This is a genomic window from Pantoea sp. SGAir0184 (assembly GCF_043544755.1).
Map to the genome: position 1 here is coordinate 1,706,669 of NZ_CP028050.1, position 15,730 is coordinate 1,722,398.

At 55.7% G+C, this 15,730-nt stretch carries 14 protein-coding genes and 1 tRNA gene; 9 read left to right on the plus strand and 6 right to left on the minus strand.

Going from position 1 to position 15,730, the window contains the following annotated elements; all coding sequences use genetic code 11:
* Window positions 1–14 precede the first annotated feature (14 nt).
* Both C1N60_RS07830 and C1N60_RS07835 read left to right on the plus strand, forming a co-directional pair.
* Window positions 15–959, plus strand: a complete 945-nt coding sequence (locus tag C1N60_RS07830) for a LysR family transcriptional regulator (protein ID WP_394521618.1) — start codon at window positions 15–17, stop codon at window positions 957–959.
* Between the two features lie 112 nt (window positions 960–1,071).
* A complete protein-coding gene (locus C1N60_RS07835; protein ID WP_394521619.1) occupies window positions 1,072–1,521 on the plus strand; it encodes a GNAT family N-acetyltransferase in 450 nt (149 codons plus the stop codon).
* Between the two features lie 136 nt (window positions 1,522–1,657).
* On the opposite strand, the gene C1N60_RS07840 is transcribed toward C1N60_RS07835, so the two are convergent.
* The 3 genes from C1N60_RS07840 to C1N60_RS07850 all read right to left on the minus strand — a co-directional run bounded on the left by C1N60_RS07840 (window position 1,658) and on the right by C1N60_RS07850 (window position 3,269).
* Window positions 1,658–2,050 carry a DUF943 family protein gene (locus C1N60_RS07840; RefSeq protein WP_338670984.1) on the minus strand — a complete coding sequence of 131 codons (393 nt, stop codon included), beginning with the start codon at window positions 2,048–2,050 and terminating at the stop codon, window positions 1,658–1,660.
* The gene (locus tag C1N60_RS07845; RefSeq protein ID WP_394521620.1) at window positions 2,047–2,892 is read right to left on the minus strand and encodes a DUF3289 family protein; all 846 of its coding nucleotides are present in this window, start codon (window positions 2,890–2,892) and stop codon (window positions 2,047–2,049) included. The genes C1N60_RS07840 and C1N60_RS07845 overlap by 4 nt, the downstream gene beginning before the upstream one ends.
* A 301-nt stretch (window positions 2,893–3,193) precedes the next feature.
* Window positions 3,194–3,269, minus strand: a tRNA-Asn gene (locus C1N60_RS07850).
* Between the two features lie 507 nt (window positions 3,270–3,776).
* Between C1N60_RS07850 and C1N60_RS07855 the strand changes: the two genes are divergently transcribed.
* From C1N60_RS07855 to C1N60_RS07865, 3 genes are read left to right on the plus strand one after another with little or no spacing between them, the layout of a single operon-like run.
* Entirely contained in the window at window positions 3,777–4,700 is a 924-nt protein-coding gene (locus C1N60_RS07855) for a sugar ABC transporter substrate-binding protein (RefSeq protein ID WP_058757339.1), read from the plus strand.
* A gap of 32 nt (window positions 4,701–4,732) precedes the next feature.
* A complete protein-coding gene (locus tag C1N60_RS07860) occupies window positions 4,733–6,217 on the plus strand; it encodes a sugar ABC transporter ATP-binding protein (RefSeq protein ID WP_021509786.1) in 1,485 nt (494 codons plus the stop codon).
* A gap of 14 nt (window positions 6,218–6,231) precedes the next feature.
* Entirely contained in the window at window positions 6,232–7,263 is a 1,032-nt protein-coding gene (locus tag C1N60_RS07865; RefSeq protein ID WP_058777949.1) for an ABC transporter permease, read from the plus strand.
* Window positions 7,264–7,385: 122 nt separating this feature from the next.
* Here the strand turns inward: C1N60_RS07865 and C1N60_RS07870 are convergent, their stop codons facing one another.
* Entirely contained in the window at window positions 7,386–7,535 is a 150-nt protein-coding gene (locus C1N60_RS07870) for a hypothetical protein (protein WP_155519939.1), read from the minus strand.
* A gap of 185 nt (window positions 7,536–7,720) precedes the next feature.
* On the opposite strand from C1N60_RS07870, the gene nac reads away from it, so the two are divergent.
* From nac to C1N60_RS07890, 4 genes are all read left to right on the plus strand, one after another.
* Window positions 7,721–8,638 (plus strand): nitrogen assimilation transcriptional regulator NAC, encoded by a 918-nt coding sequence (gene nac / locus C1N60_RS07875; protein ID WP_058757341.1) that lies wholly within the window; start codon window positions 7,721–7,723, stop codon window positions 8,636–8,638.
* Between the two features lie 274 nt (window positions 8,639–8,912).
* A complete protein-coding gene (cbl, locus tag C1N60_RS07880) occupies window positions 8,913–9,872 on the plus strand; it encodes an HTH-type transcriptional regulator Cbl (protein ID WP_021509789.1) in 960 nt (319 codons plus the stop codon).
* A gap of 93 nt (window positions 9,873–9,965) precedes the next feature.
* Complete coding sequence (locus C1N60_RS07885) at window positions 9,966–10,805, plus strand: GNAT family N-acetyltransferase (RefSeq protein WP_394521621.1); 840 nt, start codon at window positions 9,966–9,968, stop codon at window positions 10,803–10,805.
* Window positions 10,806–10,931: 126 nt separating this feature from the next.
* Window positions 10,932–12,713: a thiamine pyrophosphate-requiring protein gene (locus tag C1N60_RS07890; RefSeq protein WP_394521622.1), complete on the plus strand. Its 1,782-nt coding sequence runs from the start codon at window positions 10,932–10,934 to the stop codon at window positions 12,711–12,713.
* Between the two features lie 68 nt (window positions 12,714–12,781).
* Here the strand turns inward: C1N60_RS07890 and C1N60_RS07895 are convergent, their stop codons facing one another.
* Window positions 12,782–13,234 carry a transposase gene (locus C1N60_RS07895; protein WP_215787634.1) on the minus strand — a complete coding sequence of 151 codons (453 nt, stop codon included), beginning with the start codon at window positions 13,232–13,234 and terminating at the stop codon, window positions 12,782–12,784.
* Between the two features lie 326 nt (window positions 13,235–13,560).
* Entirely contained in the window at window positions 13,561–15,726 is a 2,166-nt protein-coding gene (locus C1N60_RS07900) for a putative bifunctional diguanylate cyclase/phosphodiesterase (RefSeq protein WP_394521623.1), read from the minus strand.
* Window positions 15,727–15,730 lie beyond the last annotated feature (4 nt).

Genomic DNA, 15,730 nt, shown 5'->3' on the forward strand with positions numbered 1-15,730 from the left:
AGAGAGCACCCACTATGTTTGCCTTCTCACGTTTTCTGATTTATTTCACCGAAGTGGCACGTCAGGGTTCGCTACGTAAGGCTTCCGAGGTGTTACACGTCTCTGCCTCCTCTATCGACCGGCAGATTTTGCGCGTGGAGGAACAGCTGGATATGCCGTTGTTTGAACGCCATCCATCAGGTTTATGTATGACTTCCGCTGGCGAAATCCTGTTTAATGCGGCCAAAAACTGGCAACGTGATTTTGGTCGTGTTTGTACCCAATTAGAGGATCTGCGTGGCTTGCGACATGGCCATGTGCATATCGCCACCATTGATGCCATTAACCGCGGTTTTTTCTCATCAATCCTGCAGCGTATCCGTGAAGACTATCCGGGCATTTCGTTTACCCTCACCACCATGAGCAATATCCATATCGCGAATGCGCTGACCGCCGGTGATGCTGATTTTGGCATCATGCTGAACCCACAAAGCTCGCGTGAACTGCTGGTGAAATCCTTTGCCGATCTGCGTCTGGGGATTGTGGTTAGCCGACATCATCCCCTGGCAGCGCTGGAATCTATTCGCTTCAGCCATTGCGAACCCTGGCCGTTTATTGTGCCCGCCGCGCCATTAATGCTGGCCGATCCGCTGGAAGCGCTCATTAACAGTTCTGGCATTCGCCTGAAGGAAGTGGGGCGCACCAATAACATTCATATGCTGCGATCGTTAGTGCGTGATGATGTTGGCATCAGCCTGATGTGCTGGCTGGATATTGTTGATGAATATCGTCGGGGAGAACTGAAATTCATTCCGCTGATCGACACGGTATTAAAACCCTTTACTCTGTCACTGTGCGTGGCACCACAACGCCAGTTATCGGTGGCCGCGTCAATGATGCTCGGGCAGCTCGAGTTATTCTTTGCAATGATAGAGAGTGAAGAAGCGCTGGCGGGGAAGGAAGAGAAGCATATCGGGTAAACGCCGGACTTGCCTGCCAGATATTGCAGCGGGTGGTGACGAACAACACCTATTGTAGATGTCAGGTCAGTCTGGTAGCGCCACAGCAGCCTCCTTTAATACAGGTATCACGATGGTGAAGATTGAACACGCAGACCCGCGCTCGGCGGAATCACAGTGGCTGATTGAAAAACTCTCCGCAGAGCTTGCGGCTATCACTGGCGATGGCGGAAACAGCCGCGCCAGCGTTGACACCTTTCAGGGTGAAGGCGCGTTGTGGGTGATCGCGAGAGACGCGCAGGGCACGGCCGTCGGCTGCGGCGCGTTACGGCCGGTGGCTGCCGGGATCGCTGAACTGAAAAGGATGTTCTCCGACCGCAGTTTGCCGGGCATCGGCTGCTCCTTGCTCAGCGCTCTGGAAGCCGCGGCAAAAACGTTGGGATATCGTGAACTGTGGCTGGAAACCCGGCATGTTAATCAGCGCGCCGTGGATTTTTATATCAGGCAGGGTTACCGGCAGAGAGAAAATTACGGACCCTACCGCGGCCGGGAAGAGGCCATTTGCCTGGGCAAAACGTTATAAAATAAAGGGCTGGCTGACATCAGTCCGGCGGGTTTGATTTAGCGGCCCGTATCACCCTCCATCGCCCAGCAAACTCACCACAACAAAAAGCCCGCTCAGGTTTCCCTGAGCGGGCTTCTTTCAATCTGGCTGGATATTAAAATTGATATTTAACGCCGCCCTCGCGGGTACGCCAAATAATCATAAGAATATTTTTGTTGATACAATTTTTGGGCGGTTTCATATCAGAGAAGCAAAGCCTGTCTTCGTTACCTTGCGCTTGATAGCCTTTTCCCAAAGCATAAATAGCAATCAGGAATGGCGTGTTATTTCCAGATGGAATGTTATATTTATCCAGTATTTTTTCACGATTATTTGTCCACCATTCAATTTTTCTGGATTCAGCGGAAGGTAAATTATTAACAATAATCTGTGCTGTGTTGCCATCATAATGAGCATCAATAACAGAAACTTTATCATTTCCGAAAGAAAGATAAATGAGGCTGCATAAAGCTATCACCAGGGCTGGAATAACTAACTTACGCATCATCGCTTTCCCTCGATATCGATCACCGCTTCCATGTTAGTCAGAAATGGACGGAAGCCGAATCTGTCAAAATGTTGCAAGACAAACCAGATTTTGAAAAACTGGAACTGGCTGAATTTTTGCTTACCTATATCACGGGCGTCAAGCCCAAAATGATCCTGCCCGGAAAATTTGATACTCGCACGCCATCCAGCGTTGTTAACATTAAGACGGATAATTTCTATTTTCGTTGCATGGACATCATGCACAGTAATCCCCATGCCATTGATTTTATCAAGTAGCATCGAGTCAAATTTCGGTAGAATTGACAGTTTAATGGCTGAAGTTAATTGCTCTAATTTTTCCTGAGGAAATCCCATGCTGTTATAGTCAATAAATAACCCAATGGTCTCACGCATGATCGACGTTGTTTTTCTGGCATCATAATCAGAATGTAACTTATCACGGTACGCTAAATTAAGTTGAGCGTTATAGAATGCTGAACCGCGTGAAAACTGAAAATGCCTCAGCATTTGATTGATAAGATATCTGTGCGGACCGATGAAAGAGTAAGGCAGAGAGGTTACCTGCATCTCTTCAAACAGCAGTTGCGCACATTGTTCAACGCTGAGTTTGCCACCACGGTGTATGCCATTGTATGCCCCTGCGAACCTCGATTGCGGAGTATCAAAGGCAGTCAATCGGGTCAGGGTGTAAGGATCCACCACGTTCGATATGTTGACCAGTCCAAACTCTCTTTTCAGCCTCTCTTCCGGGATATCCCCATAACGCATGTCGTCAGAAGAGTAATCATTAAAACGCCGCTGGGTGGTGAAAACCGTTGCTGGAAATACAGCATTACTCATAGAAAGTGCTCCCTTGCTGGTGTTTGTCCCTGTTGAAACACACATGAATGCGCAGATTTGCCCATGCTGCGGGTTTTACCGCATCACTGCCTGGTGCCAGAACAAAAAATGGTCATTAAATTCCGTAAGCGGCACAGAGTTTTTGCGGAGCATCCCCGGGGAGCACATGCCTGCGACTGAGGACAGGGCGAATACAGCGCTGGTCAGCCAGCAAGCCATGGCAGGATGGTGGTGTGGAGAAGGGGGGGACGCAGAAGACAAAAAGCCCGCTCAGGTTTCCCTGAGCGGGCTTCTTTAAATCTGGCTCCTCTGACTGGACTCGAACCAGTGACATACGGATTAACAGTCCGCCGTTCTACCGACTGAACTACAGAGGAATCGTTGGAACGAGGCGAATATTAGCGATGCCGCTCCCCGTTGTCAAAGCCCGATCGCACACTTCTGGTTTAAGTGCGCGTAAAAGCAGCGGATTGCTGCTTTTCTGCCTTGAATGGGCAGATTTCAAACTGCCAGCAAGATCTCACTTTAAACGCATTTCCTTTGAGATGTTAGATGCGTGTCAAAGTTTTGTTATTTGCCGATTTTAAAACAATCATTTCAGTGCTTTTATGATGAAAATTTCAAAAGAAGAATGGATGAAACAAATGAACTGCTTATCATCACGCCGGAAACGAGTTTTGTCCGCTCAATGCTTCTTGCGAAAGTAACATATTGATAAGGAAGATGTTGAAAAAAGGAGCAGCACGGTACCGATAGCGTCAGACCAGAAGCCTTACCTCTACGAACAGAAAAAAAACGCCAGCGACGTTGAGTGAATGTAAAAGATATTTTTCATTCGCGGACTCAGCCAACCTGAGCACGTTAACAAATAAGAAGGGTTACCTATGAAATTCAAAAAAGCGTTAGTGACTTCCCTGTTAGCTTGCATGTTACCTGCCGCTGTGATGGCAAAAGATATCCAGGTGGGCGTTTCTATGGCGCTGTTTGATGACAACTTCCTCACCATCCTGCGCACAGCCATGCAAAAAGAGATGCAAAAAGACAACGTGAAAGGCCAGGTGGAAGATGCCAAAGGCGACGTCTCTCAGCAGCTGCAGCAGGTACAAAACTTCATCGGCCAGGGCGTCGACGCCATCGTCGTTAACCCGGTCGATACTAACGCGGTGAAGCCGATCATGGATGCCGCGACCAAAGCCGGTATTCCACTGGTATTCGTCAACCGCAAACCGGCGGGTCAGCTGACCGACAAGATGGCGTACGTCGGCTCCGACTCTGAACTGGCGGGCCGTCTGCAGATGGAAGCACTGGCCAAAGCGATGAACGGCAAAGGCAACGTGGCGATCCTGATGGGCGACCTGGCGAACGAATCAACCCGTGACCGTACTAAAGGCGTCGAAGCGGTGGTCGCCAAATATCCGGGCATTAAGGTGGTACAGAAGCAAACCGCCAAGTTTACGCGTAACGATGCGGTAGACGTGGTGAGCAACTGGATGACCGCCGGTGACGATATCCAGGCCATTGCCTCAAACAACGATGAAATGGCGATTGGTGCGCTGCAGGCGCTGGGTAAAAACCCGAACCACATCCTGATTGCCGGCGTGGACGGTACGCCTGATGCGCTGCAAATGCTGAAGAATGGCAAAATGGTTGCCACCGTATTCCAGGATGCGAAAGGTCAGGGCGAAGGTGCCGTACAGACTGCGGTGAAACTGGCGAACGGCGAAAAAGTGGAAAAAATCATCAACATCCCTTACCAGCTGATCACCAAAGACAACATGGCGCAGTTCGAAAACCGTAACCAGAAATAATCGCTCCCCCTTAAGCCGTACGGAGGTGATGTATGACCGCTTTTGCGCTTGAAGCCGAAGGCATCAGCAAGTTCTTCCCCGGAGTGAAGGCACTCGACAATGTCTCACTGCGTATTAAGCCGGGGTCGGTACATGCCCTGATGGGTGAAAATGGCGCGGGCAAATCCACTTTAATGAAATGCCTTATCGGGATGTATCGTCCCGATAAGGGCACTATCCGCATTAAAGGGGAGCCAGTGCAGTTTCAGGACACCATGGACGCGCTGCGTTCCGGCATTTCCATGATTCACCAGGAGCTGAATCTGGTGCCTTACATGACCGTGGCGGAGAATATCTGGCTCGGTCGTGAACCGATGAAATACGGCTTTGTCGATCACGGCAAGCTCAACCAGCAGACGCAGGAACTGCTTAACAAGCTGAATATCCGTCTGAAAGCCGATCGGCTGGTCGGCGAGCTCAGCATTGCATCCCAGCAGATGGTGGAAATTGCCAAAGCGGTGTCGTGGAACTCCGACATCGTGATTATGGATGAACCGACCTCGGCGCTGACGGAAACTGAAGTGGCGCATCTGTTCACCATCATCCGCGACCTGCGTGCCCAGGGCAAAGCCATCATCTATATCAGCCATAAAATGGATGAAATTTTCGCCATCACCGATGAGATCAGCATCTTCCGCGACGGCACCTGGGTCGGCAGCAACAGCACCACCGCCTTTACCCGTCAGTCGCTGATCACTCAGATGGTGGGACGCGAACTGACGCAGCTGTTCCCTAAATTCAACAGCGCCATCGGCGAAGAAGTGCTGACGGTGCGCAACCTGACCTGCAAAGACCGCTTTACCGATGTCAGCTTCAGCGTGCGCAAAGGCGAAATCCTCGGCGTGGCCGGGCTGGTGGGTGCCGGACGCAGCGAGGTGATGGAGAGCCTGTTCGGCATGGAAAGCTTCGACAGCGGTGAAGTGCTGATTGATGGTGTGCCGGTGAAAATCGACTCGCCGTCGACGGCGATTGAGAAGGGCATGGCGTTTCTCACCGAAGACCGCAAAAAGTCCGGGCTATTTCTGGTGTTATCGGTGCTGGAGAACATGAGCATCGTCAATATGCCCGATTACATCGGCAAAAGCGGTTTCGTTAGCCACATGAAGATGGCGCAGGACTGCATGGAGCAGATCCGCAAACTCAATATTAAAACGCCGACCATGGATCAGATCATCAATAACCTCAGCGGCGGTAATCAGCAGAAGGTGCTGATTGCGCGCTGGCTGCTGGCGCAACCGAAGATTCTGATCCTCGATGAACCAACCCGCGGCATTGATGTTGGCGCCAAAGCCGAAATCTACCGCCTGATCAGTGAACTGGCTAACCGTGGCGTGGCCATCATCATGGTGTCCTCTGAGCTGCCGGAGATTCTCGGCATGAGCGACCGGGTGATGGTGATGCACGGCGGACGTATAACCGGCATCCTCGATAAAGAAGAGGCCGACCAGGAAACCATTTTGTCGTTGGCATCCGAGTGAGGCACGAGACCCCTATGAGTAACGTAAAAGTAACGGCCCCGCAGGCCACCGAACAGAGTTCTTTCTTCGGCAATCTGCGCCATAAACTGCCGAAAGACACCGGCATCTTTGTCGTGATGTTAGGTATTGCGCTGATTTTTGAAATAGCCGGCTGGTACGTGCGTGACCAGTCATTTTTGCTCAACACCAACCGTTTAGTGCTGATTGTGCTGCAGGTGGCGATCATTGGTATCATCGCCGTCGGCGTCACCCAGGTGATTATTACTACCGGTATCGACCTGTCGTCCGGTTCGGTTATCGCCCTGACGGCGGTGGTTGCCGCCAGCCTGGCGCAGACGTCTGACAGCCTGTCGCCGATGTATCCGTCGCTGGTCAATCTGCCTGCCGCCATCCCGATCGTCGCCGGCATCGGCGTCGGCCTGCTGTGCGGCGTGGTCAACGGCGTGCTCATCACTAAAACCGGTATTCCGCCGTTTATCGCCACGCTCGGTATGATGGTGTCGGCGCGCGGTCTGGCACAATATTATACTCAGGGTAACCCGATCAGCTTCCTGTCGGACGGCTTCACCTCCATCGGCCAGGGCGCGATGCCGGTGATTATCTTCCTGGTGGTCGCCTTCCTGTTCCACATCGCACTCAAACACACCCGCTACGGCAAATATGTCTATGCGATTGGCGGCAACATGACCTCCGCCAAAGTATCGGGCATCAACGTTAATAAATACCTGATCATCGTGTATACCATCGCCGGGGCGCTCTCGGGTCTGGCGGGGGTGGTGCTGGCGGCGCGCGTCAGCAGCGGCCAGTCGAGCATGGGCATGGCGTATGAACTCGACGCCATCGCCGCCGCAGTTATCGGTGGCAGCAGCCTGATGGGCGGCGTCGGGCGGATTACCGGCACGCTGATCGGCGCAGTAATCCTCGGTTTAATCAAAAGTGGCTTTACCTTTGTTGGCGTCGATGCCTACGTGCAGGACATCATCAAAGGGATGATCATCGTCGCAGCGGTTTCAATCGATATGCACCGCAACCGCAAAAAACGCTAACCCGTTCTGCTCCTCTCTTCCGGGAGAGGAGCAGGGTCAAGGCGGTAATTGCACGCTGCCGGGCTGCCGGCATCGTCAGACGCAATAAGTTTTCCCACTGATAGCCACCGCGCAATTTCTCTTTATTCTCCTTTCTGCCCCCGCAATCCGTGCATTTTCTGCCCGTTTTGCACCACAGCAGCACGCGCAGTCATCACTTTTTTGCACATCTGCCTCGCAAATGCTGCACCATCAGGGTGCGTCATCGCCAGCGGATAAACGTTATGGGTCATGTGCGGCACTTATTAACCCATTCGGGGTAATCAGAAACGCTTATTTTCCCGTTCGTTAGGAAAATTCTGGTCAGTGCCCGCCGGGTAAAGATCAAACCTGGCCTGCATATTGCAATTTCTTTGTCACAAGCCAGCAGGCTGAGAACTCATCATTTGGGCATTCGGGGATCCGTGACGGAGGCAATATGAACTTAAGACGACTGAAATACTTTGTAAAAATCGTCGATATCGGCAGCCTGACGCAGGCAGCAGAAGTCCTGCATATCGCACAACCTGCACTCAGCCAACAGGTGGCGACGCTGGAGAACGAACTCGACCAGCAGTTGCTGATCCGCACCAAGCGCGGCGTAACGCCAACCGAAGCCGGTAAAATTCTTTATGCTCACGCACGCACCATTCTGCGCCAGTGCGAACAGGCGCAGACAGCGGTGATCAACGCTGGCCAGGCGCTCAATGGTCAGGTATCGATTGGCCTCGCGCCGGGCACGGCGGCCTCTTCACTCACCATGCCGCTGCTGCAAACGGTGCGCGAGCAATATCCTGATGTGCTGGTTTATCTGCACGAGAACAGCGGCACTTCACTCAATGAGAAAGTGATGAATGGCCAGCTGGATATGGCCGTGCTGTACGATCGGGCGCCGACTGCCGGTATCAACAGCATTCCGCTGATGAAAGAGGAGCTGTATCTGGTAGGGGCGACGGCCTGTCCGGGTGCTACGGTGGATCTGGCTGACGTGGCGCAGATGAACCTGTTCCTGCCGCGTGACTACAGCGCAGTGCGCAAACGCGTGGACGAAGCGTTCTCGCTGCGTCGTCTGAGCGCGAAAATCATCGGTGAAATTGAGTCGATCTCAACTTTAACCGCGGCGGTGTCGAGCGGCATGGGCGTTACCGTACTGCCGGAGTCGGCAGCACGCGCGCTGGTGAGTTCAACGCATGCGTGGATGGCACGCATTAACAGTCCGTCGCTGAATCTGCCGCTGTCGCTGAACGTCTCAGCGCGCCTGCCGCTGTCGCCATCGGCGCAGGCGGTAAAAAACATCCTGCTGTCGCTGCTGAATAAGCCGATGGTGGAGGAGCGCGAGCTGATGTTAGTGGGTTGATAGAGAGAGGTTTTTCTCCTCACCCTAACCCTCTCCCGCTCGCGGGAGAGGGAACCGTCTGGCGCAGCCATCCATCCCGGTACGCCATCTCAATCTCGCGCGATCCGCTCCCTCTCCCTATGGGAGAGGGCCGGGGTGAGGGCGGCAAAGCGCACCCATCCCCAACCTCACGCTTATTACTATTCCGCATAACACACCGTTTTTTATTATTTGTTGCAATCACACCAACTTCATAACATGGACGAAACAGGGGCAGGAAACAGGAGAAAAGGGTGTGAATTTCCAGCAACTTAAAATTATACGCGAAGCGGCCCGTTGCGAATTCAACCTGACAGAAGTCGCCAATACGTTGTTTACCTCGCAATCGGGGGTGAGCCGGCATATTCGCGATCTGGAAGATGAACTGGGCGTGGAAATCTTCATTCGTCGTGGCAAGCGGCTGTTAGGCATGACCGAACCGGGCAAAGCGCTGCTGACCATTGCTGAACGCATCCTTGATGAGGCCGGCAAAGTGCGCCGGCTGGCGGATGTGTTTACCAATGAGACCAGCGGCGTGCTGACCATCGCCACCACGCACACCCAGGCGCGCTATAGCCTGCCGCGCGTCATCAAAGCGTTTCGCCAGCTCTATCCCAACGTGCGGCTGGAACTCAATCAGGGTTCACCGCAGGAAATAGTCGCCATGCTGCTGGCCGGTGAGGCCGATGTCGGCATCGCCTCGGAGCAACTGGTAAATAACACCAGCCTGGCGGCATTCCCGTGGTTCAGCTGGCACCACTCGCTGCTGGTGCCGCACGATCACGAGCTGCTGGCGAATCAGCCGGTCACGCTCGCCAGCCTCAGCCGCCATCCGCTGATCACCTATCGTCAGGGGATCACCGGTCGCTCGCGCGTGGACCGTGCATTCCAGGCTGCTGGCCTTCGCCCGGATATCGTGCTCAGCGCGCAGGATTCTGACGTGGTGAAAACCTATGTCGAACTCGGGCTGGGCGTCGGTATCCTTGCCGATCAGGCGTGCGATATTTACGATGGCGAAGACCTGGTGAAGATCGATGCTCACCATCTGTTTGATGCCAACACCGTGTGGCTCGGACTGAAGCGCGGCCAGCTCCAGCGCAACTACGTCTGGCAGTTCCTTGAACTGTGTAACGCTAACCTGTCACTGGAAGAGATCAAACGGCAGGCGCTCTCTTACGAAACCGACGACGAACCCGCCATCGATTTCCAAATCTGAGTTTCCTCTCTGGCCCGGTGCGGGCCTTTTTTATTTGCTTCCGCAAACGGACGTGGCAAGCTGGCGGGCAGAACGCCTCTCAGGGAGAACAGAATGAATTCGATATTGCGCGCCATGACCCTCGCGGACGCCGAAGCGGGTTATCGCCTGACTCAGCAACTGGGCTGGGCGCACCGCCGTGAAGACTGGCAGCAGCTCATCGCCCTGGGTGAAGGCGTGGTGGTTGAGGCGCAGGGCGACTATCTCGGCGGGGCGATTGGCTGGCGCTGGGGGCCGGACGCCGCCACTATCGGTCTGGTGATTGTGAGCGAACAGGCGCGCGGACGCGGTATTGGCCGCCAGGTGATGCAGGCAATGCTGGAAAAATTCTCCGGCTGCAACGTGCGGCTGCACGCCACCGATATGGGGCAGGTGCTGTATGAGAAGCTCGGCTTCAAGGCCTGCGATCGCGTGGCGCAGCACCAGACGCGCGCGCTGGCGCAGCAGCCTGCGGTAATCGTACCGGATGGCCTGACGCTGCGGCCGGCCGTTGAAGCGGATGCCGCCGCCATCGACGCACTGGATTATCAGGCGAACGGGCTGCGGCGAACGCGTCTGCACCAGCAGCTGCTGGCGCAAAGCGTGGTGCTGCAGGATGCACAGGGCAGGTTGCAGGGGTTTGCCAGTCGCCGCCGCTTTGGGCACGGCTGGACCATCGGCCCGGTGATTGCTGACGATGTTGCGGCGGCGCAGGCGCTGGTGTCGCAGCTGATGCAGGATCTGACGCAGCAGTTTGTCCGGCTGGACACGCCCGATGCCCGGCTCGGCGCGTGGCTGCTCAACCTTGGGCTGGCGCAGGTCGATGCGCCTTATGCGATGGTACACGGCACACCGTGGCGGGTGGCACCGAACGGGCCGCAGACCTTTGCGCTGGTCTCGCCTGCGCTGGGTTAACTAAGCGTAACGGCGGTGATTTCTAAGCCAGACGCGGCGAACGTCGCCGAACAGGCGTTATCTGTCACATTCCATTTCGTCGGCTACCCTTAACGTTTATTGCAAACGTCTAAGGGAGAGCCCGTCATGAGCAAGAAAACCAGCGATTTCTTTGTTGAACGCCTGCAGGCATGGGGCGTCACGCGCATTTATGGCTATCCGGGCGATGGCATCAACGGCGTGCTGGGCGCTATCCAGCGGGCCAATAAAGCCGGTGCAGGCATCGAATTTATTCAGGTGCGACATGAAGAGATGGCGGCCTTTATGGCTGCCGGTCACGCCAAATTTACCGGGGAGCTCGGCGTCTGTCTGTCGACCGGCGGCCCCGGTGCCACCCATCTGCTCACCGGCCTGTATGATGCCAAAATGGATCACGCGCCGGTGCTGGCGATTGCCGGCCAGGCGGAAACCACCGCGCGCGGCGCCAGCTACCAGCAGGAGATGAATCTGGACCGCATCTTCGCCGATGTGGCGAACTTTGTGCAGGAAGCGGCAGCCCCGGCGCAGGTCCAGCATCTGGTCGATCGCGGCGTGCGCATTGCCAAAGCGCAGAACGGCGTCGCGGTGATCATCCTGCCGAAAGATCTGCAGGATGAGAACTGGCAGCCGCCGCAGCATGCGCACGGATTTACCCATTCCGGGCCGGGCTATCAGCGGCCAAAGATTGTGCCCTACGACGAGGATTTGCGCCGTGCCGCAGAAGTGCTTAACGCCGGCAAAAAAGTCGCGGTACTGATCGGTGCTGGTGCGCGCGGTGCTGCGGTTGAAGTGGTGCAGATTGCCAATGTGCTCGGCGCGGGCGTGGCCAAAGCGCTGCTGGGCAAAGACGTGCTGCCGGACGATGCGCCTTTTGTCACCGGTTCGATCGGCCTGCTCGGCACCAAACCGTCGTGGGAGCTGATGCAGAACTGCGACACTTTACTGATGATTGGCAGCGGTTTTCCGTGGACCGAATTTCTGCCGCCGGAAGGTAAAGTGCGCGCGGTACAAATCGATATCGATCCGGCGATGCTGGGGCTGCGCTATCCGTGCGAGGTCAACCTGCACGGCGACGCGGCAGAGACCCTGCGCGCGCTGTTACCGTTACTGACCCATAAAGCGGATCGCCACTGGCAGGAGGAGATTGCGGTGCAGGTGCGCGACTGGTGGGCGTTGATGGAACAGCGCGCCATGGCGCCCGCCAACCCGGTCAATCCGCAGCGTGTGGTGTGGGAGATGTCCCCGCAGCTGCCGGAAGATGCGATTGTCACCTCGGACTCGGGCTCCTGCGCCAACTGGTTTGCGCGCGATTATCGGGTGAAGCAGGGCCAGCGCGCCACGCTGTCGGGTGGGCTGGCTTGCATGGGGGCCGCCGTCCCGTTTGCCATCGCCGCGAAATTTGCCTTTCCCACTCAGCCAGTGGTGGCGCTGGTGGGCGACGGAGCGATGCAGATGAACAACCTGGCCGAGCTGATCACCATTCAGAAATACTGGCAGCAGTGGGCCGATCCGCGCCTGATTGTCTGCGTGTTCAATAATCAGGATCTCAATCAGGTCACCTGGGAACAGCGGGTAATGGAAGGCAATCCGCGCTTTGAAGCTTCGCAGCAGCTGCCGGACGTGCAGTATGCGCGCTTTGCCGACAGCCTCGGTTTGCAGGGCATCTATGTCGACCGGCCGGAGGATCTGGCGGCGGCGTGGCAGCAGGCGCTCAGCGCCACCCGACCGGTGTTGCTGGAGGTTAAAACCGATCCGGAAGTGGCCCCGCTGCCGCCGCATATCACGCTTAAGCAGGCCAAAGCCTTTATGTCGTCAATGGCGAAGGGCGACCGCGGCATGGCGCAGGTGATTAGCGACACCGCCAGCCAGTTGCTGCACAGCAAGGGTTAGCGCGCTGTCCTGTTTATGCCCGGGATAACGCCGGGCTAAATATTTACTGTTTCACTGTAGGGTGCGCGTTAATGCGCACCTGAAATATACAATCGGTCTGATTCCCACTGTTTTGCATTATCTATAATATATTGCCGTATATGCAGTAATTCGTTTTCATTGCGGATAACGCGATCGTAGAAGCTGCGTTGCCAGATTTTATATCCTGCCTGGCGCGTGACGCCGCCTTTAAACAAATTAATTATTTGATTGATGGAGCGTTCATTACGTTCCTGTAACCACAGGATGGCATGGAAGTGATTGGGCATCAGCGCAAATGTATCAAGCGTGGCGAAACGCGTCCGGCGCGGAACCTCGTTCCAGGCGGAGATAACGATATTCCCTAAAGGCGAGGCTATCATTATGCCAAGATGTATATCGCCAAATAAGGAGCGACGCTGATGACACACCAGCGTTAAAAAATAGGCGCCTGCCGAACGATAATTATAATGCTTCAGGCGGGGATATTTGCGATTTTTCATTATGACCTCCTTGTGCAAAAAGAATGTGCTCCTTTTATTTGCGTAAAGCCATTAGAAGAGGGGAACGTTGGGAGTTGCATTCCAGATATTCAGAGCGCGATGAATGGGTTATTTTTAGATGAGTGCGGGGTTTTACCAGGTCGCCATAAATGGCGACCCTACAGGGTAGGGATTGTGTTTGGTCGCCGTAAATGGCAAACCCACAGGACGGTGCGGGGTTGTGTTTGGTCGCCGTAAATGGCAAACCCACAGGACGGTACAAGGTTTTGTAGGGTGCGCATTTATGCGCACCAGGACAAAAACAAACGAATTAAACGCCGTTCTCCTCACACCATCCGCTCAATCTCGCTCAACGGCACCGCCCGGCTGAACAAATATCCCTGCAGCTCATTACACCCGGCATCGGCCAGCGCGTTTTTCTGGCCCTCGGTTTCGACGCCTTCGGCGGTGACGGTCAGGCCCATGGCGTGGCCGAGGCGCACCACGGATTCGACAATCGCGGTGGAGTTCTCCGCCACGCCCAGCGACTGGGTAAACGACCGGTCGATTTTAATCTTGTCGACCGGAAACGTGCTGAGATAATTCAGGCTCGAATAACCGGTGCCGAAATCATCCAGCGCGATACGGAACCCGGCGTCGCGCAGCGCGATGATACTGTTGCGCGCTTCGTGTTCATCCTCAATCAACACGCCTTCGGTGATTTCCAGCTCCAGCCGCTGCGGATCGGCACCTTCCGACTGCACAATCTCAATCATGCGTTCGACAAACCCGCTGGCGCGGAACTGCACCGGTGAAACGTTCACCGCCACAATCACCTGCGGTAACTTCAGGGCGGTTTTGCAGGCCTCGCGCAGCACCCATTCGCCCAGCGGAATAATCATGCCGGTCTCTTCAGCGATGGCGATAAAGTCCGCAGGCGAAACATCGCCGCGCTGCGGATGATGCCAGCGCAGCAGCGCTTCCAGTCCGACAATCCGCTGGCCGCTGATCTCCATCAGCGGCTGATACCACACCGCCAGACCGTCGTACGTGACCAGCGCCTGACGCAGATCCGCCGCTATCTGCTGCCGTGTACGCAGCGATTCATCCATCACCTTTTCAAACTGACGATACTGACCGCGTCCGCCATTTTTCGCCTCGTACAGCGCAATGTCGGCTTTGCGCATTAGCTCCAGCCGGTCAATGCCATCGCGGGGTGCCAGCGCCAGGCCAATGCTGACGCCAACCCACAGCTCGTTGCCCACCAGCTGATACGGCTCGCCCAGCGCGGCGATGATGCGCTGCGCCAGCGCCTGCACCTGACCGATATTCTCAACTTCCGGCATCACGATGATAAATTCATCGCCGCCAATACGCCCGACGGTATCGCTGGCGCGCACCAGGTGACTCAGGCGGCGCGCCACCTCGATAATCAGATCATCGCCAGCGTGATGGCCCCAGGTATCGTTAATGATTTTGAAGCGATCCAGATCCAGCAGCAGCAACGCCACGCGCTGGTCGTGACGGGTCGCGGCGGCCAGTGCCTGAGTCAGCCGATCTTCAACCAGCGCCCGGTTCGGCAGCCCGGTCAGCACATCGTGAAACGCCAGATGCTGCGCCTGCGCCTCGCTGGCCCCGAGCTTCAGCAGCGACTGCGATAAATCGAGCGAGGAAGTCCAGATACGCCGCACCATAAACAGACACAGCAGGGTGATCAGCAGCACCGAAATCAGCGTGGAGGGACCGAGAGTACGCAACATCTGCGCGCCCGGCTTGTCCGGATCCCAGCTGAGGTAGCCGACGATATCGCCCTGACGCGAGGTCAGCGGATAGCGTGCTTTGCGGTCGCTCTGCGGTACGCCATCGCTAAAGAAGAGCTGCCGCAACTGACTGCGTTCAGACAGGTTGCGCAGATAGCCATCATCAAGAAACTTAATACTCACCAGCCGGTAGCGCCCGGCCTCGCGCGTGCTGCTGATATCGCCCACCGCCAGCGCTGCCGCACGCTGGCCGATGCGCACAAAATCCGCGCGGTCGGCCGGACCGGGTACCTCATCACTGCTTTGCACCAGTGGCGTCTGCAACAGATCGCGCAGGTACGGCCCGATGCGCAGATCCGCCACCGGCTGGCCGTTGCGCCACACGGCGGTCGGCTGATTGGTGCGGTCAAGCAGCACAATCAGCTGATGATCAAACATATCGTACAGCCAGCTACCGACGTTTTGATTCAGCCAGTCGCTGTCCGGCTGCGGCTGCGCCAGTTGATCGGCGAGCGGGGACCAGCGCGTCAGGCTGCGCAGCTGGCGCAGATGTTCACTCAGGCTCTGATTGAACGAGGCAGCGATCATCCGCTGCTGCTGCTCGCGCGCCTCATGGTTGGTGGCCGAGGTGCTCCAGAACAGGCCGAAACCGGCACCGAGAAAAGTCAGCAGCAAAATCGCCACCAGCGGCAGGATCACTTCGCGCAAAAAATTGCGGCGAAAACCGTGCGAAAGTTTGAAGGTGTTTATCATTTTA